Raw genomic sequence first — 21,240 nt, 5'->3', positions numbered from 1 at the left:
GGAGCGGGGGGTAACAAGGGTTGTGATTATCCACCGACGGCGGGAACCACCGAAGTCGGCGACGGCGAACGTGTTCGCGGGAGCGACGGCGACTTATAGAAATTCGATTCCAACCGCAGGAACAAGTGGTAGACTGCAAACTCTAATATCCCAAACGCCGTCGGGATTCCTCCGCCTTCAGGCGGAGGAGGATGTCAATCGTCCCGCCGTGGGACCTCGTGCCGTCCGAAGCCGTACCGCAGCCGGCTGGCGAGCCGCCGCCCGAATCGTTCCTCGCGGGAGTCGAACCGCTCGGCCAGCGCCTGGTAGATGAGCGGCACGGGGACTTCCTGTTCGAGCGCCTCCTGCACGGTCCAGGTACCGGTGGAGCCGCCCTCGATGCGGTCGGCCACGTCGCCGAGGTCGTTGCCCTCCTCGCGGAACGCCTCCTCACACAGCTCCAGCAGCCACGAGCGGATGACCGCGCCGTTGTTCCACGTCCGCGCGACGGCCTCCAGATCGAGGTCGTACCGGCCGCGATGGAGCAGCTCGAACCCCTCCCCGTACGCCTGCATCAGCGCGTACTCGACGCCGTTGTGGACCATCTTCACGTAGTGGCCCGAGCCCGCCGGACCCATGCGGTCGTGACCGTCGGGGCCGGTGGCGACGGCGTCGAACACCGGAGAGAGCTCCTCGTAGGCCCACTCGGGGCCGCCGACCATCAGCGAGAAGCCCAACTCGGCGCCGGCGGGACCGCCGGAAGTACCGCAGTCGAGGTACGCCGCGTCGGTCGCCTCCGCGCGGCGGACGGAGTCCTCGAAGTAGGAGTTCCCGCCGTCGACGACCACGTCGTCGCCGTCGAGGTGCGGCTCCAGCTCGTCGAGGGTGGCGTCGACGGGGTCGCCGGCGGGGACCATCAGCCAGATGCGGGCGCCTGCGTCGGCTCCCTCGCCGTCGCCGCCGTCGCTGAGCCGCTCGTACAGGTCCGCCACCGAGTCGGCCGGCTCCGCGCCGGCCTCGGCGGCCGCGGCGGTTGCCTCCGCGTCCAGATCGAACGCGACCACGTTGTGACCGGCGTCGAGAACGCGGTCGACGACGATCTGCCCCATGCGACCGAGTCCGATCACGCCGAGTTGCATGCGCATACCGGCGCGTCGGCGAGGCAGGGCGTAGGCGTTGCGATGTGCGGGAGCGGCGCAGCGTGCGGGGGCGTCGTGGGCGCCGGGACCGCGGCCGGACCGCCCGGAAGCGTCGAACTTACGCGCGCACCCGCCGAGTCATCCCCCATGGACGACCGAGTGCGCGAGCACGCCGAGGTGCTGGTCGACTGGAGCGCCCGCGTTGAGGCGGGCGATCAGGTCGTGATGGACGTGGCCGAGGGCGCCCACGACCTGGCGGTCGCGGTGGCCGCGGAACTGGGGAAGCGCGAGGCGACGCTGTTGAGTACCTACGGCTCCAGCGAGGTGAGCCGCGCGTTCCTCCGCGCCGGCGACGACGACCGCGAGTTGGCCGGCAGCGACCCCGAACTGGCGATGCTTTCGGCCGCAGACGTGTATCTCCGCGTCGGCGGCGGACGAAACACCACAGCGCTGGCGGACGTGGACGGCGACCGCCGGACGGCCGCGCGCAAGGCGGGCACGGCCGCCCGCGAGGCGCGGATGGACACCGACTGGGTGTCGACCGTCCACCCGACACGCTCGCTCGCCCAGCAGGCCGGGATGGCCTACGAGGAGTATCAGGAGTTCGTCTACGACGCCGTCCTCCGCGACTGGGAGTCGCTGGCCGACGAGATGGCGAACATGAAGGAGGTCCTCGACGCCGGCAGCGAGGTCCGCATCGAGAAGGATCGGACGGATCTCACGATGTCCATCGAGGGGCGTACGGCGGTCAATTCCGCAGCCTCGGTCGCCTACGACTCCCACAATCTCCCGTCGGGAGAGGTGTTCACCGCCCCCCACGCCACCGAGGGCGAGGTGTTCTTCGAAGTTCCGATGACCATCGACGCCCGGCGCGTGCAGGGCGTCTCGCTCGCCTTCGAGGACGGCGAGGTGGTCGACTTCGCCGCCGAACAGGGCGAGGAGGCGATCGCGGACGTGCTCGACACCGACGAGGGGGCACGGAGACTCGGAGAACTCGGCATCGGGATGAATCGCGGGATCGACCGCTTCACCGACTCCATTCTCTTCGACGAGAAGATGGGCGACACCGTCCATCTCGCGGTCGGGCGTGCCTACGACGCCTGCCTCCCCGATGGCGAGGCGGGCAACGACTCGGCGGTCCACGTCGACCTGATCACGGATATGTCGGAGGACTCGCGGCTGTTCGTCGACGGTGAGGTGGTTCAACGGAACGGGACGTTCCGCTGGGAGGACGGCTTCGAGTCGGCGTGAGCCGCGTCGGTTCCCCCTAGACCGTCGCGCTTAACCCCCGGCCACCACCACCAACACGCGATCATGGAGCCGCAACACGCCCGGTATCCGTTCTTCGCGGCGGCCCGCGAGGCCGTCCGCGAGTCGGGCGTCGACCTCGCGGCGCTCGTCGCCGACGGCGACCCGGCAGTCGACCGCGGCCGCGAGCGGGTCGAGCGCGCGCTCACCGAGGGCACCGTCGAGGCGGACGACGACCGCGGGTGGGACGCCCGCGACGAACTCCTGTCGTATCCCATCGCGCGGATCCTCGTCTCACTGCTCGACTCCCGCGCGGCCGTCGAGAAGTACGCAGAGGCCGAGGCGGCCACCGCCTACCGCCGCTTCACCGAGGACGTCGAGCGCGACCGCGACGACGGCGCCCGCCGCGACCCCGCACGCGTCGATCGGGACGCGCTGCTACGGGAGTTCGACCTGAACGGTGCCGTCCGAGTCGAGGAGCCGAAACCCGGGCAGGTGGAGGGGACGTGGCTCTGGCTCGGCGTCGGCGCGTACCTCTCGTACGTCGACCCCGACTGGGGCGACGACTGGCGGCTCGTCAACCGCGAACTCGTCGCCGGGGAGGTGCGCACCGAGCGCGAGGAGCTGTATCGCCTGCTCCGCGAGGCCGTCGAGGACCGCGTCGGCGACGGGCTGCCGTTCGAGGGCGTCGGCGAGGAGCTGGCCGACGAACTGGAAGCCGAGATCAGCGACCTGCGCGACCTGCTCGCCGACCGGAGCGTCACGGCCGACCTCGACGTGGTCGCACCCGAGCACTTCCCGCCGTGCGTCGCGAAGCTGCTGGGTCGCGCGCAGGCGGGGGACGACCTGGACCCCCACGAGCGCTTCTCGCTGCTCGCGTTCCTTGCGGGGCTCAACCTCGACGCCGAGGAGGCCGTCGCCCTGTCGGGGCTAGACCCCGAACTCGTCGCCGATCGCTTCGCGTACCTCCGGGACGACTCCGGCGCGCAGTACCCCCCGCCTTCGTGCCGGACGCTCGGCGAGTACGGGATCTGCGAGAACGAGCACAACCACCGCAGCGTCGCGCCGCATCCGCTGGAGTACTACAGCCGGTCGCTTGGCGAGGCCGACGAGGTCGTCGACTGGCGCGACAGAGACGAGTCGGACGCCGGCGGCGCGGCCGCCTGAGCGGGACGACCCTACTCGCCGCGGTCGAGAAGCATGCCCGCGGCGGCCATCAGCACGATGAACAGTCCGATCGCGCCGACGAAGTAGTACGCGCCGATCTCGCTGAGGTCGTGTCCGTTGGTGTACTGGATCCCGATGAAAATCAAGAGCGCGATGAAGACGACGACTGCGCCGACGGAGACGGCGATCTTGCGGCGCATTTCGGCGTCGAGTTCCATGCTCCGGCGTACCCGTGGACCCGGCAAAAGGGCTTCGAAGCGACCGCCAGCCCCCGGATCGGCCGCGCAGCGGACGAGCGAACCCGTCCGGTCTGGAGCGGTCGACTCGGAGCGACCGAGGGCTTAGGTTCGCTCGACGCGTATCTCGGTCGTTCACATGGCACCCGCACTCACCACCGACGAGCGACCGAGCCGAAGTCGCGACGGCGTCCGGGACGACCGCGGCGCGCGCGGTCGAACTCCGATCCCCGGCGACGCACCCGAGGAACCGGACGGGCCCGACGGACCCGGCGGCCCGGACGGCGGCGGCGACGCCGAAGCCGGCGACGCCGCGCGAACCGTCCGCGCTCGCACGGAGCCGATGGCGGTGTACGCCCTCCGCGACGACGACCAGTATCTCGTCGATACCGAAGGAGGCACGTACGTCGTCGACCTCGGGAGCGAGACCTGCACCTGCCCGGACCACGCGATCCGCGGGAACCATTGTAAGCACCTCCGCCGGGTCGACATGGCGGTCGGCATCGGCCGCGTGCCCGCTCCGGGCGAGCGCGTCGCCGCCTGCGCGGTCTGCGGAAGCGGCGTGTTCGTCCCGGCCCGCGAGACGGGGGCGTTCCTCTGTGGCGACCACCGCCCCGCCGTCGGCTCGTTCGTCCGCGACCGCGAGACCGACGAGCTGCTCGTCGTCACCGGCATCAGGGCGACGCGGGCCGACGAGTACCGCACCAAGGACGGGAAGCGGATCAGCGACTACGAGACCAACGCCGACTACGGCGTCCACGAGCCGGTGATCGAGGCGGTGTACGTCGGGAACGCCCCCGCCAGCCCCGGCCCGCTTGACGTCTCCGGGCGCAAGCGGTACGGCTTCCCCGCCTCACGGCTCCGACGGCTCGACCCCGGCGAGCGGCCGGGGACGCCCGTGATCGGGATCTGAGGCGACGACAGCCCTTTTATCAAGGCGCGTCGTTTGACGCCCACGATGGCCGACGGGCCACGCTTCGAGAGCACGGCCACCCACTACGCCAGCCACCGGCCCGGCTACGGCGACGCGGTGGTCGAGCTTCTGTGCGACCGCTTCGACCTCCGCGCCGACGACCCTGGCGCGCGGGTCCTCGATGTGGGCTGTGGCACCGGCGAACTCGCCGTCCCGCTCGCGTCCCACGCGGCCGCCGTCGTCGGTGTCGACCCGAGTCCGGCGATGCTCGCGGCCGCCCGCGAGCGCGCCGGCGACGCGAGCGCAGAGTCGGTCCGGTTCGTCGAGGGCGACGACACCGATATCGGGAGCCTCGACGCCCTCTCGGGGGCGTTCCAGCTCACGACGATGGGCCGGTCGTTCCACTGGATGCACAGCGCGGCGACGCTCGAACGGATCCGCGGCGTGACGGACCCGGGCGGGGGCGTCGCGCTCGTCTCGGACACGGAGTGGCTCACGAAAGGAACCGAGGACTGGCAGGAGACAGTGCACGAGGTCGTCGCGGAGTACGTCGACGACGTCCCCGACCGCACCGGCCCCGTCGAGTACGACCGCACGTGGGGCGACCACCTCCGAGACGCCGGGTTCACGGCGGTCGAATCGGCGACGACGACGGAGCGGCGTGTCCTCGATGCCGACGCGGTCGTCGGCTACGTCCTGTCGCTGTCGTTCTGCTCGCCGGAGACGCTGGGCGACCGGCGGCGCGCGTTCGAGTCGGCGCTTCACGAGCGACTATCCGACCTCGGCGGGCCGTTTCCGTACGAGCGTGCGGTCGAGGTCGTGAGCGGCTACGTGTAGCGAACCGACCCGGCAGCCGCAACCAACCGACTTACAGCATCTCCTCCGCCTCCTCGGCCGAGAGTACGCCCTGCTCGACGGCGTTGAGCACCTCACTCACGCTGGTGTCGGACTCGGTGTCCTCGCTGGCCGCCAGCAGGTCGTCGATGGTCTCGCCGTCGGCCAGCGCCGCCTCCTTCTTCACGCGGTAGTTGCCGCCGTTGGTGACGTGCAGGTCGCCCGGGTGGAAGAAGTACCAGTCCTCGCGGTCGAAGCGGACGCCGATCTTCGGGGCGGCGCCGAAGTTGCGCGCAAAGTAAATGAGCGCCTCGACCTCCTCGCCGCGGAGGTAGATTGGGTCCCCCGAGGAGGACTTCGCCTCGACGGCGTAGAAGACGCGGCCGTCGCCCGCGAGCACGTCCGGGAGCTCGCGGTCGGTGGAGGAGCCGCTGGCGGGCGCGCGCATCACCGCGAAGCCGGCGTCGTGGAGCCTGTTGACGAGTTCGCGCTCCCGGCGGTCGCCCTTCGGATTCCCCGGCATGGCAGAAGGTGGCTCGGTGGTGCGGATAACCCACACGGTCGCGAGGGAGTGCGGAGTGTAAGTGAACAGCGGGGGCAGATTCGGGTCCAGTCAGTCGCGGCGCGCGATGACCGACTCGCCCGCTCTGACTTTCTCTCCCCGGCGTACGCGCACGTCTGCGGCGTCGTACCCCTCGGGGAGCACGACGTCGGCGCGCGATCCGAACGCGATGTAGCCGAGTCGCTCGCCGCGTGTGAGCGCGTCTCCACGCGAAACGTAGGGGGTGATCCGGCGCGCGAACCAGCCCGCGATGAGCGCGCCGTCGGTGCGGTCGGCGTCCGTACTCGGTTGGTCGTCCGCATCGCCATCGTCGGCGGTCCCGCCCTCGCCGTCGGTGTCACCCTCCCTGTCGATGAGGCTGTACTCGAAGCGCTCGTTGCGCTCGGACTCCTTGGCGAACGCCGGCTTGTGGGCCGCGCCGCGGTGGTCGAGGCGCGTCACCGCCCCGTCGGCGGGCGCCCGACACACGTGGACGTCGAGCGGGCTCATGAACACGCCGACGCGGACGCGGTCGCCGTCCTCGCGGATCACCGAGACGTGACCGTCGGCCGGCGAGACGATCCCCTCGCCCGCCGGGTCGCGCTCGGGGTCGCGGTAGAAGTACACCGAGAAGGCGCCGACCGCGAGCAGCAGCAGGCCCACCGGCGGGACGAGTACCAGAAACGGGAGCGCGAGCGCGAATGGGGCGACGACGCGGCGCCCGCTCCCGTGTGCGATGTCTGGAAGCGGGTCGGGCAGCGACCGCGGCTCGATCGAGGCGGATCGGGCTGCCGGGGCCGTCGAGTCAGGTGCCGCGCTCATGCGTCGGCGGGGTCGCGGACGGCCGCCTCGGTCGTCGACCGCCCGGCACCCCACGCGGCGAGCAGGTGGGTGAGGTGGATGCGATCGTCGCTCCCCTCGACGAGGTCGAGGTCGACCTCTCCCGCGAGCGCGTGCAGTCGGGCGACCGCCTCGGGCGAGGCGTCAGACTTCGAGCGGGCGACGCGGAGGATCTCCCGCAGGAGGTCGCCGCCCCCGTACCCGTCGTCGTGGAGCAGGTCGTCGAGGGCGGATCGAGCCTCCGTCAGCTCCCCTGCCTGGGCGGCCGACAACGCCGCGAGCACCGCGTCGTCGGTGCCGACCTCGCCGAGGGTCTCGTAGGCGGCCGTCATCGTCACCTCGTCGTGCTCGACGGCGGTGGTCTGGGCCGAGAGGATCGCCTTCCGGAGGTCCCCAGCGGCCGCGCTGGCGACGAACTCCAGGCCGTCGTCGTCGTGGGGGACGCCCTCCGCCTCGCAGATGTCCGCGAGCACGTCGATCGTCTCGTCGGTCGTCGGCGCGCGCACGGGCACCGGGAAGCAGCGCGAGCGGATCGGCGGGATGAGCTTCGCGGGCTGGCGCGTCGCGATGACGAACTGGGTGGTGCGGTGGTACTGCTCCATCACGCGCCGCAGCGCCTGCTGGAAGTCCTCGCGGATCGCCTCGGCGTTGTCCAGCAGGACCGTCTTGTACGACCCCGACATCGGCGCGTTCGCCGCCGACTCCTTGAGCACGCGGTTGATCATGTCGCGTTTCGCCATCCGCGACCGCCCCGTCAGGAACGACTCGAAGCGGGGGTCCTCGCGGATTTCTTTTTTCGTGCGGCCGAAGAAGTCCGCGACGTTGATCTCGATGAGGTCGTTGTCGGGGTCGCCGTGGGCCGCCGCCGCGAGCGCGCGCACGGCGGCGGTCTTGCCCGACCCTGGCGGACCCTGGACCACGAGGTTCATCGGCTCGTCCACCGCCCGCGAGAGCCGCTCGCGAACGTCGTCTTGCGGGAGGTCCGCGAGCGCGGGGGCGTGCGTGTCCGTCCACAGCGGGCCGTCCATTACCGCGTGGTAGCCGCCCGGACGGCTTGAACCCTGCCGTTCGGCGCTGCCGTGGCAGGGCAGTGATGGGCCGGTGGTGGGGCAGTGATAGCCCGGTTCGAGGCGCGGACGAAGCGGCGGGTGGCTACCGCGGCGGCACCGCTGTCGGGTCGGGTGCACCGCGAAAATAGCGGTCGAACTCGGGTTCGACCCGTGCGGTCGGATCGGCGGTCGGCTCCCGGTGCTCGCTCAGTCCGCCGTCACTTCGCGGCGGGCGTCGCCCTCGGCGGGCTCGGTCGAGGCCATCCGGTAGAGGCCCCACACCGCGAGGACCAGCAGGCCGAGGATGACCAGGCCGGTCCGCAGCGTCGGGTCGACGGCGGGAGTCGCGATGACCTCGCCCGCCTCGTTCGTCAGCGGGGCCGCCCCGTAGGGCTTCCCCGCGATGATCTCGACGATGCCGAGCCCCACGATGCCGACGAGCATCAGGGCCGCGCTGAACGCCATTGCCACCTTGTCGATGATATCTGGTTGTTTCATGGGTGTCACCTCCTTAGCCGAGCAGGTAGCGGAGTTTTGGGTACGCCTCCACCAGTCGCGTCTTCTCGAGGATCGCGTCCAGCCCGTAGTAGCGGCCCGCGCCGAAGACGATCATGGTGCCGAACAGCAGCAGGCCCATGAGGTCGCCGTTGACGAGGCCGTGACCGAAGCCGGCGTTCCCGACCCAAAACAGGGTCATAAAGAACCCGCCGGCGAGCGCGGCCAGCCGGACCATCGCGCCGACCATCAGGCCGAGACCGATGAGCGTCTCCCCGAGGGGAACGCCCGCCTCGATGACCGGAGCGAGGTTGTTCCCCATCCACACCGGGATCGGTCCGAGTGCGGTGCCGGTCATCCCCTTCAGGTACATCGGGCCGTAGGTGAAGTTCAGCCCGCTCTCGATGAGCTTGGTCACGCCGGCGTGGAAGAACCACCAGCCGGTAATGACCCGGAGCAGGGCGATCCAGTAGGCGGCGAGCGGTCCGCCGATGTCGAAGCCGAAGTCCGCGGCCAACGGGTTTGTTTCCGAGTATGCCATGGGTCTCACCTCACAGGTGTTGATTGCACGGCTATCCCGGTATAAACCGGAGGTGGTTCCCAGCGGTTGAAAGCCGTCGAAAGTCGTGCGAGCGTTGCCGTACCGCTCGATCGTCCATCCGCGATCGCCGATCAGACGGCGGCGGATCGCAGCGCCGCGCTGTCGTCGCCGCCGGCGCCGGCATCGTCGCTGCCGGCGCTCGTCTCAGTGGAACCGCCGGCCATCGCCTCACCCTCGAACTCGCGTTCGAGTTCGACTTCACCGTCGGCGTCCGTCACTTCGACGGTGAGCGTCGTCGCGTTCGCGTCGACCGCGAACGCGACCGTTCCGTTCGCGTCGGTGGTGTACGTCTCGCTCGTCTCGTTGCCGTCAGCCGTCTGCGTGACGACGACGGTCGCGTTCTCGACGGCGGAGCCGTTGCGCGTCACCTCGACGGTCGCGTTCGCGCCCGCGGAGACGTTCCCCACGAAGGAGGCGTTCAGCGCCGCGATCTCCGTCTCGGCGTCGCCTGAGCCGTTCTCGGAGGTGCCCTCGGTCTCGGACTCGGTTTCACGCTCGTCGATATCCTCGATGGCGACCTCCTCGCCGGTGCCGGACTCGCTGACGACGGGCTTGAGGATGTACTTCCCCGACTTGCCAGCCTTGAACACCGACATGTCGTAGACGAAGTCGATCTCCTCGCCGTCGCCGACGGTGAACTCCGTGTGCAACTGGAGCTTGCTCGACGGCAGCTTCACGTTCGCGGAGTCGCCGTTCTCCAGCGTCGCGTCGATCCCGTCGACGTAGACGAACACCTTGTCATAGGTGTCGTTCTCGACGCCGAAGGTGCCGAGCTTCGTCGCGTTCGCGCCCTGCAGCGTCGTCAGGTCGACGCTCTGATCGGCGACATCCTTCTCGATCCACGATCCGTTCGCCTCGTGGATCCCGACCTTCGTCACCGTGACGTTGAGGTGGGCGAAGTCCCCCATCGCGTTCTGCTCGTCGCTGAGGTAGAAGTCCATCGAGGACTGCCCCGACGCGCCGTCGGAGGCGTTGCCGCCGCGGTCGGACTCGCCGCCCGCGTCGTCACCGGACTCCTCGTTGTCGGCTCCGCCGTCGCCCGACTCGCCGCGGTCGCCGACGGCCCGGATCTCCACCTCGTCGCCAGTGCCGGACTCGCTGGCGACCGGCTTAAGGATGTAGCCGTTGGGGCCGCGCTCGAAGACGGTCACGTCGAAGACGAAGTCGACCGCCTCGCCGTTACTCACGGTGAAGTCCGTGTTCAGTTGGAGCTTGTTCGACGGCAGCTTCACGTCCGCCGAGGATCCGTCGGTGAGCGTCCCGTTCACCGACGAGACCTCGACGAACACTTTCGTGTACGTGCCGTTGGGCACCGGCACCGAGCCCAGCTTGGAGGCGTTGGCGCCCTGCAGCTCGGTCAGATCGACGGTGATGTTGTCGACCTGGTAGGTGACCTGTCCGCCATCGTCCGCGTCGTCCGACTCGGGCGTCGCGGTCTCCGTCGTCGTGTTCTCGGTGGACTCCGTCTCGGACTCGTCGTCACCGTCGGCCTGGACGAGCGTGACCTGGGTAATCGTGACGTTCAGGTGTTCGAACTGGTCGATCGCGTTCTGCTGGTCGCTGATGTAGAAGTTGACGGTTCCCCCGTCGTCCCCGCTGGCTGTGGACGCGCCGCGCTCCGTTCCGGGAGCGGTGACGCCGCCAGCGCAGCCGGCGAGGACCAACATCAGGGCCGCGGCAGCGGCGGCCCAGCCGGTCGTGTGTCGGGTCATTGCAAGCGGTCGTTGCAGCGGCACCAATATATACCGGAGAGGCCACAAATCCGGATTCGACCAGGATTCAGCCGAATTAATCCGGAGCAGGCGTCGGATTCGGCCCCGACGCAGACGGGGGGCGTCCAACGCAGACGGGCGGCGTCCGACGGTCGACACCGGTGGTCGGCGGCGCGCTCCGACAGCGTTTCACCGGCGGCACCACCACTCCCGGGTATGATCCGGGTCACCTTCCTCGGGACGAGCGGCGCGGTGCCCACGGTGGCGCGCGCGCCGAGCGCGCTGCACCTGAACCGCGAGGGCGACGAGTTCCTCTTCGACTGCGGGGAGGGGACCCAGCGACAGATGATGCGCTACGGCACCGGCTTCGGCTTCTCGCATCTGTTCGTCACGCACCTCCACGGCGACCACGTGCTCGGCATCCCGGGACTGATCCAGAGCCTGAGCTTCAACGACCGAGAGGAGCCGCTCGCGATCCACGGCCCGCCGGGGTCGAAGCGGCACCTCAGGGACCTGGTCCACGCCGCCGGCCACGACCCGAGCTTCCCCGTGACGGTTCACGAGGAGCGCCCCGGCGGCGTCGCCCTCGACCGCGAGGAGTACGAGGTCCGGACGTTCGAGACGGAGCACCACACCTCCTCGCTCGGCTACGCGCTCGTCGAGGCCGACCGGAAGGGGCGGTTCGACCGCGAGACGGCCGAGCAGGAACTGAACATCCCCCCGGGACCCGCGTACGGCAAGCTCCACGACGGCCAGACGGTCGAGCTGGACGACGGCCGCGTGATCGAGCCCGAGCAGGTGGTCGGCCCGCCCCGCCCCGGCCGCCGGGTCGTCTACACGGGCGACACCCGCCCGGTCGACGCCACCGTCGAGGCCGCAGAAGGGGCGGACCTGCTCGTCCACGACGCGACGTTCCTCGACGAGGACGGCGACCGCGCGCGCCAGACCGCCCACTCCACGGCCGCCGAGGCCGCCCAGATCGCCGGCCGCGCGGGCGCCGAACGCCTCGCGCTTACCCACGTCTCCTCGCGGTATGCCGGCCGCGAGCGCGGACTGGAGCGGGAGGCCGAGCGCGCGTTCGACGGGGAGGTGTTCCTCCCGGACGACGGCGACGAGGTCGAGGTGCCGTACCCCGACGCCGACGACGCGGCCGACGGCGGGGCGGCGCCCGATGTCGAGTGAGCCGTCGGCTCGCACGGAGCGGACGGACGCGACTGATGACTCAATAGCCGTACGCAGCCGTACGCCGGGGTCATAGCACCCGTTAAGTCCCGAACCCGGCGTGGGTTCGGTAATGAGCGCGACCCGGAGGCCCGAGGAGGCGGCGCGTGAGACCGCGGCCCGAGAGGAGTCGCCGGCCGCGACCGATCGACTGTCAGTCCTGCTCGTCGACCCACACGCCGAGTTCCGGTCGGCCGCGTCGGCGCTGCTCGATCACCACGGCCTCGACGTGATCGGCGTCGGCGACGCCGCCGACGCGGCGACCGTCGAGGGGATTCCGGACTGCGTCGTCGTCGACCCCGGCGTCGGCGGCGAGGTGGAGATTCGACGCGCGGCGTGGCTCGGCCTGCGGTCGCCGGTCGTGCTTGTGACGGGCGCGCCACCGTGGGCGCTCCCGGACGCCGCCTGGACGGTCGCCGACGCGTACGTCGAGAAGGGTCGACAGGGAACGTTCTGCAGGCTCGCGAACCGGGTGCGAGCGGTGAGTCGTGCGACGCACGGGAGGTCGACGCCTCGCCGGTAGCTGGGGCCCCGATGGGGCGGAATCTCCCACCGCGTGCCGCGGCGGGTCACCCTCGGAGGGCCGGTCCCGGCGCGGAGCTTTTACGCGCCAGCCGCCAACATGCGGGCGTGAACGCCCGGACGAGCGCGCTCGACTCCCTCGTGTTCGGAGTCGACATCCAGAGCGGCGACATCCGGGGCGACGCCCCCTCCTACGCGCTCGTCGTCTTCGACGGCGAGTCGATCGAGCGGGACGTCGTCTCTCACCGAAAGCTCCGGCGGCGGATCGAAAGCGACGAGCCCGCCGTCGTCGCAACCGACAACGCCTACGAACTCGCCGCCGACAAGAGCGACCTCATCCGGTTCCTGCGGGCGCTCCCCCACGGGACGGCGCTCGTGCAGGTGACCGGCGACGAGCGGCCCGAGCCTCTCTCGCGGGTCGCCTCACGCCACGGCGTCCCCTACGGCAAGGAGCCGATGAAGGAGGCGGAGGCCAGCGCCCGCCTCGCCGCGGCGAACGTCGGCTACGAGGTGACCGCCTTCACTGATACGACGACGGTGAAAGTGTCGCGCGGGCGCTCGACGGGCAAGGGCGGCTGGAGTCAGGACCGCTACACCCGTCGGATCCACGGGAACGTGAAGCGACGCGCGCGTGAAGTCGAATCCGAGTTGGACGACGCAGGTCTCGACTACGAGGTCGACATCACCGAGAAATACGGCGGCTACCAGAACGCCGTCTTCTCCGTGTCGGCGCGGCCGCAGGACATTCCGGTGAGCGCCCACCGCTCGGGCGACACGCGCGTCGAGATCGAGCGCGAGCGCCGCGACGGAATCGAGTTCGAGCCGCTCGTCAAGCGCCGCGACCGCGTGATCGTCGGCATCGACCCCGGAACGACCACCGCGGCGGCCGTCGTCGGCCTCGACGGTACCGTCTTCGACGTGTTCTCGACCAGGACCGCCGACACCGCCGAGGTGATCGAGTGGCTGATCGAGCGCGGGCGGCCGGTCATCGTCGCCGCCGACGTGACGCCGATGCCAGAGACGGTCGAGACGTTCCGGCGAAGCTTCGACGCCGCCGGGTGGACGCCCGACAGCGACCTGCCGGTCGACGAGAAGCTCCACCGCACGCGCGAGGAGGCGTACGACAACGACCACGAGCGCGACGCGCTCGCGGCGGCGCTGTTCGCCGTCGACGACCACGCCGACCAGTTCGAGCGCGTCGGTCGCAAGACGCCGGCCGGGATCGACCGCGCGGAGGTGATCGCCCGCGTCGTCGCCGACGAGCAGTCCGTCGAGGGGGCGCTCGCCGACCTCCGCGACGACGACGGCGAGGAGCCCGAGGAGTCCGGACCGGAGCCGCGCGAACTCACCGACGAGGAGCGCCGCATCCGCGACCTCGAATCGCAGGTCGAGCGCCTCCAATCGCACGTCGATGACCTCAACGACGAGATCGACGAGAAGGACGACGAGATCGAGGATCTGGAGACGGAGCTGTCGGACGCCCGGCGCGAGGAGCGCCTCGAAGCCCGGCGTGACCGTGAGGTCACGCGGATCCGCCGCGAAAACAGTCGCCTGGAGCGCGAGCGCGACGAGGCCGAAGAGACCGTCGAAGAGTTGGAGGAGAAGCTCGCGCGCATGAAGACGCTGTGGAAGCTGGATCACGACAACTTCGCCGACGTCTCGAAGGGGCGCGATCTGGTCCCCGTGAAGGTGGTCGAGCAGTTCACGAAGCGCGCGATCGAGCGCGCCGACGAGCAGTACGGGCTCGCCGCCGGCGACGTGGTGTACCTCCGCGACGCCTCCGGGGCGGGGCGCGCGACGGCCGAGCGCCTCGCCGAGACGGAGCCGCGAGTGGTGCTGCGCTCGGGCGGGCTGTCGGACGCCGCCGACGACGTGCTGTTCGAGCACGATGTCCCAGTCGGCCCCGCCGACGACGTGGCGATACAGGAGGTGGACGAACTCGCGGTCGCGCGCGAGAGCGACGTGGAGGCGGTGATCGACGACTGGGAGGACCGGGCCGCGGAGCGCGAGCGTGAGCAGACGGAGGCGATGGTAGACGAGATCATCTCCGAACATCGGGCAAGCGGTGCGGAGTGAGCGGAGCGAACGACGCATCGTATCGAGCGGGAAGCGGAGTGACCCGCGAGACGGGCGAGGCCGAACGAACGTGAGGCCTCGGGACGCGAACGGCGAACGGAGTGAGCCGTGAGCAGCGGCACCGAGCGAGCGAACCCCCGCAGGCCACCCGCTCCCGAAACGTCGCGTCGACGGCGACGGGGCGAGAACCGACGTGTCGGCGGCGACGAACGAGTCCGTCGAGCGTGGGCCGTCCGCGAGCTTGGCGTCAGTCGTCTGTCAGACAACGAGGAACGAGATACTCGTTTGAAAATATCAGATTATTGTTAGACGCGACGGCGACGACCCCCTGGTTTCGACTGGAATGGTGATCGGTACCACGACGCGAGTGAACGCCCGTGAGCGGGCATGCGGCGGGCGGCACACGGGGGCGCTCGCGCGGCCGGCGGCGACCGGGGTCAGTTGACGCGGGCGACCTCGTAGCCGCGGTCGTGGCGGACGTGGCGGACGTTGGCGCCGCGGTCGGCGAGGACGGTCGAGAGCGTCGACAGTTCGCCGGGTTCGTCCTCGATGCGGACCCGCAAGCGGAGGAGCTGGTCGCGGTCGGTCATCGCGTGTTCGAGCACGGTGTCGAGCATCGACATGTCGATGTTGCCGCCGCACAGCAGCGGAACGACCGTCTCGTCGGTCACGTCGACGCGGCCCGACAGCAGGCCGGCGACGCTGGCGGCGCCGGCGCCCTCGACCAGTTGCTTGGCGCGCTGGAGCAGCGTGAGGATGGCGTGGGCGATCTTGTCGTCGCTGACGGTGACCACCTCGTCGACGTGCCGCTCGATCAGTTCGTAGGTGAGGTCGGCGACGCCGCCGGTCGCGATGCCGTCGGCGATGGTCCGCGTGTGCTCGCGGTCGACCGGCTCTCCCTTATCGAGGCTCTCGGGCACGGTCGCGGCGTCCTCCGCCTGGACGCCGACGACGCGGACCTCGGGGGCGACGGCCGCGAGCGCGGTGGCGATCCCCGCGATGAGGCCGCCGCCGCCGATGGGAACGATCACGGTGTCGAGATCGGGCACCTGTTCGGCGATCTCGAGGCCGAGGGTGCCCTGCCCGGCGACGATGTCGGGGTCGTCGTAGGCGTGGACGAAGACGGATCCGGGCTCCTCGGCGAGGTCGCGGGCGTGCCCGACCGCCTCCGGGAACTCGCGCCCGCGGAGGACGACCTCCGCGCCGTAGCCGCGGGTGGCGTCGACCTTCGCCTGCGGGGCATCCCCGGGCATGACGACTGTCGCGGCGATCCCGGCGTTCGCGGCCGCGAGCGCGACGCCTTGCGCGTGGTTGCCCGCGCTGGCGGCGACGACCCGTTCCGCGTCGCCGGCGGCCACGATCTCGTGGAGCTTGTTCGAGGCGCCGCGGGTCTTGAACGAGCCCGTCCGCTGGAGGTGCTCCATCTTGAGGCGCACGTGCGCGCCGCTCATCTCCGAGAGCGACCGGGACCGCTCGACGGGCGTCTCGCGGACGATGTCGGGGTCGAACCGCTCGCGCGCCCGCCGGACGTCGGTGATCGTGACGGAGGAAGTCATTCGTTGCTGGCGGTGTCACCAGCGCGGTGCAAAAGTTGCGCGGATCGGAAGCCGGTGTCTGGAGAACCGGACTACTCCAACAGCAGCAAGCTCGGGTTCTCCAGCCGTTCCATCACGAAGTTCGTGAACTGGCCCGCCTCCGCGCCGTCGATGACGCGGTGGTCGATCGACAGCGACAGCGGGAGGGTGTGGGCCGCGCGGACCTCGCCGTCCTCGGCGACGGGGCGCTCGTCGATGGCGCCCAGCCCCATGATCGCCGTCTCGGGGTAGTTGATGATCGGCGTGGCGTACTCGCCGCCGATGGCGCCGAAGTTGGTGATCGTGAAGGTGCCGCCCTGCATCTCCTCGCGGGAGACCTTCCGATCGCGGGCGCGGGCGGCCAGGTCGTTCACCTCCGCGGCGAGCTCGAGGATCGACTTCTCGTCGACGTGCTTCACGACGGGGACCATCAGCCCCGCGTCGGTGGCGACGGCGATCCCGAGGTTGTACTCCTTCTTCAGGAGGATCTCCTCGTCGTCCTCGCGCAGTTCGGAGTTGAGGGACGGGAACTCCTTCAGCCCGGCCACGAGCGCCTTCATTACGAACGGCATGTAGCTGAGTCTCACGTCGCGCTCAGCGGCGCGCTCCTTCAGGTCGGCGCGCACGTCGACCAGGTCGTCGACGACGGCGGTGTCGTGATGGGTGACGTGCGGCGCCGTGTACTTCGAGGTCTCCATCTGCTCGCCGATGGTGCGGCGGACGCCGCGGTACGGCACCGACTCCGGTTCGCGGGAGCCGGCGGCGGCGCCGTTGCCGGCCGCAGTGTCGGGATCGGCGGTGGACGCACCCGTCTCGTCGGCGCCGCCAGTCGCGCCGGTATCGGCGGCCTCCGCGGCCTTCGCCTCCGTCACGGTCTGGGCGTACTGAGTGACCTGATCGGCCGTCACGAACGCCTCGCCGTCGCGCGTCTCGTCGGTCGGCACGTCGTTCAGGTCGACGCCGGCGTCTCGGGCGGCCTTGCGGGTCGCGGGAACGGCGAGCGTGCGGTCGCGGCCGGCGGCCTCGACGGACGACGGGGTCGGCGACGGGGCGTCGTCGTCCGCGACGGCGCCGACGCCGGCGGTGCCAGCGTCTCCGGCCTTGGAGACGGCAGATCTGGTGCTCTCAATGTCGATGGGCTTCGGGCCGGACGACTCGGCGGCGTCGCCCGCGCCGTCGTCCCCGGCCCCGCCCGACTCCGCGTGCGCGCGGACGTCGCCCTCGGTGACCCGGCCGCCGGGACCGCTGCCGTCGACGGTAGCGATGTCGACGCCGAGTTCGCGCGCGAGGCGGCGCGCGGAGGGGGGCGCGAACACGCGGCCGGACGCCGGCTCAGGCGCCTCATCGGCGGGTTCGGCTTCGGTGGCCGCGCCCGCGTCCGCAGCCGGTTCGGATTCGGGCGCCGGTTCGGCCGCCTCGTCGGCGGCGGCCTTCGATGCGTCGGCATCGGACACGTCGTCGCCCGCCTCGGGCACGTCGTAGGTGACGATCACGTCGCCGACGGGGACCATCTGGCCCTCCTCGACGTGCAACTGCTTCACCGTCCCGTTGTACGGGGACGGCACCTCGACGAGCGCCTTGTCCGTCTCGACCTCGGCGACCGGCTGGTCCTCGGTGACCGTGTCGCCGGGCGCGACCAGCCAGTTGACGAGTTCCCCTTCGGCGACGCCCTCGCCGACGTCGGGGAGCTTAAACTCCTTTTCTGCCATGGGTCAGAACTCCGCGGCCTCCTTGATACCGTCGGCGACTCGCGCCGCGTTCGGGAGGTAGTAGTCCTCCAGCGCGTACAGCGGGTACGGCACGTCGTAGCCGGTGACGCGCGTGACCGGCGCCTCCTGGTACAACAGCGCCTCCTCCTGCAGCGTCGCGGTGATCTCGCCGGCGAGGCCGCCGGTCTTGGGCGCCTCGTGGACGACGCACGCGCGGCCGGTCTTCTTGAACGACTCGACGATCGCCTCCCGGTCCATCGGGGAGACGGTGCGCAGGTCGACGACCTCCGCGTCGATTCCCTCCCCGGCCAGTTCCTCGGCGGCCTCCATCGTCGGCCGGGTCATCGCGCCGTAGGTGAACACGGACACGTCCGACCCCTCACGGCGCGTGACGGCCTCGCCGATCGGCACCTCGTAGTCGCCCTCCGGCACGTCGCCCCGAAAGGCGCGGTAGATGAGCTTCGGCTCCATGAAGACGACCGGGTCGGGGTCGCGGATCGCCGAGATGAGCAGCCCCTTCGTGTCGTACGGCGTCGAGGGGATGACCACCTTCAGCCCGGCCTCGTGAGCGTAGAACGCCTCCTTCGACTCCGAGTGGTGCTCGGGCGCGCGGATGCCGCCGCCGTAGGGCATGCGCAGCACCATCGGGAGCGTGTAGCGGCTCCGCGAGCGCGTTCGCAGCCGGGCCATGTGACTCACGATCTGGTCGAAGCCGGGGTAGGCGAACCCGGAGAACTGGATCTCGGGAACCGGCTTCAGCCCCATCGCGGCCATGCCGACGGCCGTGCCGATGATGCCCGACTCCGCCAGCGGGGTGTCGATGACGCGGTCCTCGCCGAACTCGTCGTACAGGCCCTCGGTGGCGCGGAAGACGCCGCCGTTCTTGCCCACGTCCTCGCCCATGACGAGCACCTCGTCGTCCAGTTCCATCTCGGTCGCGAGCGCGTCGCGCACCGACTGTACCAGCGTCAGGTTCTGCGTGGCTGCTTGCTCTTGATCTTGCGTGCTCATGTCTCACTCCTCCACGAACGCTTCGTCTCCGTGTCTCTCGCGCAACTGCGCGAACTCCTCGGCCTGTCGGCGGATCTCCGGGGTCTGCTCGGCGAACACGTGCTCGAACATCGACTCGGGGTCCGGTCGCACCGTGGACTCGGCGGCGTCGATCGCGTCGGCGACCTCCTCGCGGACGGACTCCTCGACTTCGGCGACGCGGTCGTCGTCGAGGACGCCTTGCCCGCGGAGGAACCGCTCCAAGCGCGGGATCGGGTCCTTCGCCTTCCACTGCTCGACCTCGTCGTCCTCGCGGTAGACGCTCGGGTCGTCGGCGGTCGTGTGCGCGCCGAAACGGTACTGGACCGCCTCGATCAGCGTCGGTCGGCGCTCGCCCTCGTCGGGGTTCTTCGCCTTCTCCAGCGCCTCGGCGGTCGCCTTGTAGACGGCCAGCGGGTCCATGCCGTCGATCTGGACGCCCTCGAAGCCGTAGGCGACGGCCTTCTGCGCCAGCGTCTCGCTGGCGGTCTGGCGCTCGCGCGGGACCGAGATGGCCCACTGGTTGTTGTTGCAGAAGAACACGTTCGGCGTGTCGAACACGCCCGCGAAGTTCAACCCCTCGTGGAAGTCGCCCTCGCTCGTGGCGCCGTCGCCGAAGTAGCAGATGAACGCCCGGTCTGTCTCGCCGTCGTGTTTGAGCTTGTCCGCCCAGGCCATCCCCGTCGCGTGCGGGATCTGGCTCGCGATCGGGACGGCCGGCGTGAAAATGTTCGCGTCCTCGGGGATGTGGCTCCCGCGCTCGTCGCCCATCCAGTACAGCAGCGTCTCTTTCAACGGGAGGCCGCGAACCATCGCGGCGCCGTGCTCCCGGTAGGAGGGGACCATCCAGTCGTCCTCGGCCAGCGCCATCGCGGAGCCGACCTGCGCGCCCTCCTGTCCGGATAGCGGCGGGTACGTTCCCATCCGTCCCTGTCGCTGGAGGGAGACCGCCCGCTCGTCGAAGTGGCGGGCGAGTTTCATGTGGCGGTACATCGCGACGAACTCGTCCTCGGAGAGGTCCGGGACATCGCCGACGACGCCGCCCTCCTCGTCGATGACCTGAACCATCCCGTCGTCGGGGTCGCGCTCGAGCGTGCTCACGGTACCCACCTTCGCATACCAGAACGCTGTCCGTCCCGCCTGATAGTGTTTTCGTAAATAGTTTACTGTGGACAGAAATACTGCCAAGAATTGGCAGGGCGTCGAGCGAGATCGGATTGAATTCGACGATCATTCGAATAGTGCGGGAGATCTCCGAAGTAGCTGTGCGAACGAACGGAAAGGGAACCGTATTCTTGACAATCGTTAATGCAGGCTCCGGCGTGCCGGGCGCACGACGCGACGTTGCTGGCACGCGGCCGGGCGTCAGCCGAGCTCAGTCGGCCGCCTGCGCGGCCTCGCGTGCCTCCTCGACGCTGGCGCCGTCGCGGACGAGCGCCTCGACGAAGAACTCCCCAGCCTTGTACGACGAGCGGACCATGGGGCCGGAGGCGCAGTAGAGGAAGCCGAGTTCCTCCTCGGCGACGCGCGCCCAGGTGTCGAACGCGTCCGGGTGGACGTACTCGAACACGTCGAGGTGCGAGCGCGACGGCTGGAGGTACTGCCCGAGCGTGACGATGTCGACGCCGACGCCGCGCAGGTCCCGCAGCGTGCGGTACACCTCGTGGTCGTACTCGCCGAGGCCGAGCATGACGCTCGTCTTCGTGCGGATGTCGGAGCTACGGTCGATGCGTTCGAGCACGTCGAGCGTCTGCTGGTAGCCGGCACGGCGGTCGCGCACGGGCCACTGGAGGCGCTCGACCGTCTCGACGTTGTGGGCGATCACGTCCGGGTCGGCGTCGATGATCCGGTCGATTGCGTCGGGATCGCCGCCGAAGTCGGGGATGAGGACCTCGACGAGGATCGATGGGTCGCGCCGCTTGATCGCGCGGATCGTCTCCGCGAAGTGTCGCGACCCGCCGTCGGCGAGGTCGTCGCGGTCGACGGAGGTGAGCACGACGTAGTCTAGCCCGATCTCGGCGACCGCGTCGGCGACGTTGGCGGGCTCGTCGGGATCCAGCGGCTCCATCCCGCCGGTCTCGACGTCGCAGAAGTTACAGCCGCGCGAGCAGCGGTCGCCGAGCAGCATAAACGTCGCCGTGCCCGGCCCGTCGCCAGGACCGCTCCCGCCCGACCAGCACTCCCCGAGGTTCGGGCAGTTCGCCTCCTCGCAGACGGTGTGGAGGTCGCGGTCGCGGAGGACGGACTTGATCTCGGTGAAGCGCCGCCCCGACGGCGGTCGCATCTTTAGCCAGTCCGGCTTCCGCCGCCGACTACTCATACCTCGTCCTTGGTCGCGGGGGGCAAAAGCGTGCG

20 protein-coding genes are annotated in these 21,240 nt (G+C 70.2%); 7 read left to right on the top strand and 13 right to left on the bottom strand.

Going from position 1 to position 21,240, the window contains the following annotated elements:
* Positions 1–194 precede the first annotated feature (194 nt).
* Positions 195–1,118: a decarboxylating 6-phosphogluconate dehydrogenase gene (locus BUE16_RS12545; protein ID WP_073310425.1), complete on the bottom strand. Its 924-nt coding sequence runs from the start codon at positions 1,116–1,118 to the stop codon at positions 195–197.
* A 147-nt stretch (positions 1,119–1,265) separates the two neighbouring features.
* Here BUE16_RS12545 and BUE16_RS12540 point away from each other — a divergent pair, with 147 nt between their 5' ends.
* Positions 1,266–2,369 carry an aminopeptidase gene (locus BUE16_RS12540; RefSeq protein WP_073310223.1) on the top strand — a complete coding sequence of 368 codons (1,104 nt, stop codon included), beginning with the start codon at positions 1,266–1,268 and terminating at the stop codon, positions 2,367–2,369.
* Positions 2,370–2,432: 63 nt separating this feature from the next.
* On the top strand, positions 2,433–3,533 hold the full coding sequence (locus tag BUE16_RS12535) for a hypothetical protein (RefSeq protein WP_073310221.1): 1,101 nt from the start codon (positions 2,433–2,435) through the stop codon (positions 3,531–3,533).
* 11 nt (positions 3,534–3,544) lie between these two features.
* Here BUE16_RS12535 and BUE16_RS12530 read toward each other — a convergent pair whose 3' ends face one another.
* Complete coding sequence (locus BUE16_RS12530; RefSeq protein ID WP_073310219.1) at positions 3,545–3,751, bottom strand: DUF7472 family protein; 207 nt, start codon at positions 3,749–3,751, stop codon at positions 3,545–3,547.
* Between the two features lie 157 nt (positions 3,752–3,908).
* On the opposite strand from BUE16_RS12530, the gene BUE16_RS12525 reads away from it, so the two are divergent.
* A complete protein-coding gene (locus BUE16_RS12525) occupies positions 3,909–4,682 on the top strand; it encodes an SWIM zinc finger family protein (protein WP_200778433.1) in 774 nt (257 codons plus the stop codon).
* Between the two features lie 45 nt (positions 4,683–4,727).
* The gene (locus BUE16_RS12520; protein ID WP_073310217.1) at positions 4,728–5,519 is read left to right on the top strand and encodes a class I SAM-dependent methyltransferase; all 792 of its coding nucleotides are present in this window, start codon (positions 4,728–4,730) and stop codon (positions 5,517–5,519) included.
* 31 nt (positions 5,520–5,550) lie between these two features.
* Here the strand turns inward: BUE16_RS12520 and hjc are convergent, their stop codons facing one another.
* The 6 genes from hjc to BUE16_RS12490 form a co-directional block, all read right to left on the bottom strand.
* Positions 5,551–6,039, bottom strand: a complete 489-nt coding sequence (gene hjc, locus BUE16_RS12515; protein ID WP_073310215.1) for a Holliday junction resolvase Hjc — start codon at positions 6,037–6,039, stop codon at positions 5,551–5,553.
* Positions 6,040–6,129: 90 nt separating this feature from the next.
* Complete coding sequence (locus BUE16_RS12510; protein WP_079991648.1) at positions 6,130–6,879, bottom strand: protein sorting system archaetidylserine decarboxylase; 750 nt, start codon at positions 6,877–6,879, stop codon at positions 6,130–6,132.
* On the bottom strand, positions 6,876–7,925 hold the full coding sequence (locus BUE16_RS12505; RefSeq protein WP_073310213.1) for an AAA family ATPase: 1,050 nt from the start codon (positions 7,923–7,925) through the stop codon (positions 6,876–6,878). The genes BUE16_RS12510 and BUE16_RS12505 overlap by 4 nt, the downstream gene beginning before the upstream one ends.
* A 228-nt stretch (positions 7,926–8,153) precedes the next feature.
* Positions 8,154–8,444: a hypothetical protein gene (locus BUE16_RS12500; RefSeq protein WP_073310211.1), complete on the bottom strand. Its 291-nt coding sequence runs from the start codon at positions 8,442–8,444 to the stop codon at positions 8,154–8,156.
* 13 nt (positions 8,445–8,457) lie between these two features.
* On the bottom strand, positions 8,458–8,982 hold the full coding sequence (locus tag BUE16_RS12495) for a DoxX family protein (protein ID WP_073310208.1): 525 nt from the start codon (positions 8,980–8,982) through the stop codon (positions 8,458–8,460).
* A 131-nt stretch (positions 8,983–9,113) separates the two neighbouring features.
* On the bottom strand, positions 9,114–10,754 hold the full coding sequence (locus BUE16_RS12490; RefSeq protein ID WP_073310206.1) for a DUF4382 domain-containing protein: 1,641 nt from the start codon (positions 10,752–10,754) through the stop codon (positions 9,114–9,116).
* A 219-nt stretch (positions 10,755–10,973) separates the two neighbouring features.
* Between BUE16_RS12490 and rnz the strand changes: the two genes are divergently transcribed.
* From rnz to BUE16_RS12475, 3 genes are all read left to right on the top strand, one after another.
* The gene (rnz, locus tag BUE16_RS12485) at positions 10,974–11,936 is read left to right on the top strand and encodes a ribonuclease Z (protein WP_394327443.1); all 963 of its coding nucleotides are present in this window, start codon (positions 10,974–10,976) and stop codon (positions 11,934–11,936) included.
* A gap of 112 nt (positions 11,937–12,048) precedes the next feature.
* On the top strand, positions 12,049–12,498 hold the full coding sequence (locus tag BUE16_RS12480) for a response regulator (protein ID WP_073310202.1): 450 nt from the start codon (positions 12,049–12,051) through the stop codon (positions 12,496–12,498).
* A 107-nt stretch (positions 12,499–12,605) separates the two neighbouring features.
* On the top strand, positions 12,606–14,573 hold the full coding sequence (locus BUE16_RS12475) for a DUF460 domain-containing protein (RefSeq protein ID WP_073310200.1): 1,968 nt from the start codon (positions 12,606–12,608) through the stop codon (positions 14,571–14,573).
* 437 nt (positions 14,574–15,010) lie between these two features.
* On the opposite strand, the gene ilvA is transcribed toward BUE16_RS12475, so the two are convergent.
* From ilvA to lipA, 5 genes are all read right to left on the bottom strand, one after another.
* Positions 15,011–16,129: a threonine ammonia-lyase gene (gene ilvA / locus BUE16_RS12470; RefSeq protein ID WP_073310198.1), complete on the bottom strand. Its 1,119-nt coding sequence runs from the start codon at positions 16,127–16,129 to the stop codon at positions 15,011–15,013.
* Between the two features lie 71 nt (positions 16,130–16,200).
* The gene (locus BUE16_RS12465) at positions 16,201–17,856 is read right to left on the bottom strand and encodes a 2-oxo acid dehydrogenase subunit E2 (protein ID WP_073310196.1); all 1,656 of its coding nucleotides are present in this window, start codon (positions 17,854–17,856) and stop codon (positions 16,201–16,203) included.
* A 3-nt stretch (positions 17,857–17,859) separates the two neighbouring features.
* Positions 17,860–18,867 carry an alpha-ketoacid dehydrogenase subunit beta gene (locus BUE16_RS12460; protein WP_073310194.1) on the bottom strand — a complete coding sequence of 336 codons (1,008 nt, stop codon included), beginning with the start codon at positions 18,865–18,867 and terminating at the stop codon, positions 17,860–17,862.
* 3 nt (positions 18,868–18,870) lie between these two features.
* The gene (pdhA, locus tag BUE16_RS12455) at positions 18,871–19,986 is read right to left on the bottom strand and encodes a pyruvate dehydrogenase (acetyl-transferring) E1 component subunit alpha (RefSeq protein ID WP_073310421.1); all 1,116 of its coding nucleotides are present in this window, start codon (positions 19,984–19,986) and stop codon (positions 18,871–18,873) included.
* Positions 19,987–20,260: 274 nt separating this feature from the next.
* Positions 20,261–21,205 carry a lipoyl synthase gene (gene lipA, locus BUE16_RS12450; protein ID WP_073310192.1) on the bottom strand — a complete coding sequence of 315 codons (945 nt, stop codon included), beginning with the start codon at positions 21,203–21,205 and terminating at the stop codon, positions 20,261–20,263.
* Between the last annotated feature and the right edge of the window lie 35 nt (positions 21,206–21,240).

This window comes from Halobaculum gomorrense (assembly GCF_900129775.1).
GTDB classification, from domain to species: Archaea; Halobacteriota; Halobacteria; order Halobacteriales; family Haloferacaceae; genus Halobaculum; species Halobaculum gomorrense.
The sequence above is the reverse complement of the archived record's forward strand: the minus strand, read 5'-3'. Positions and strand labels throughout refer to the sequence as shown.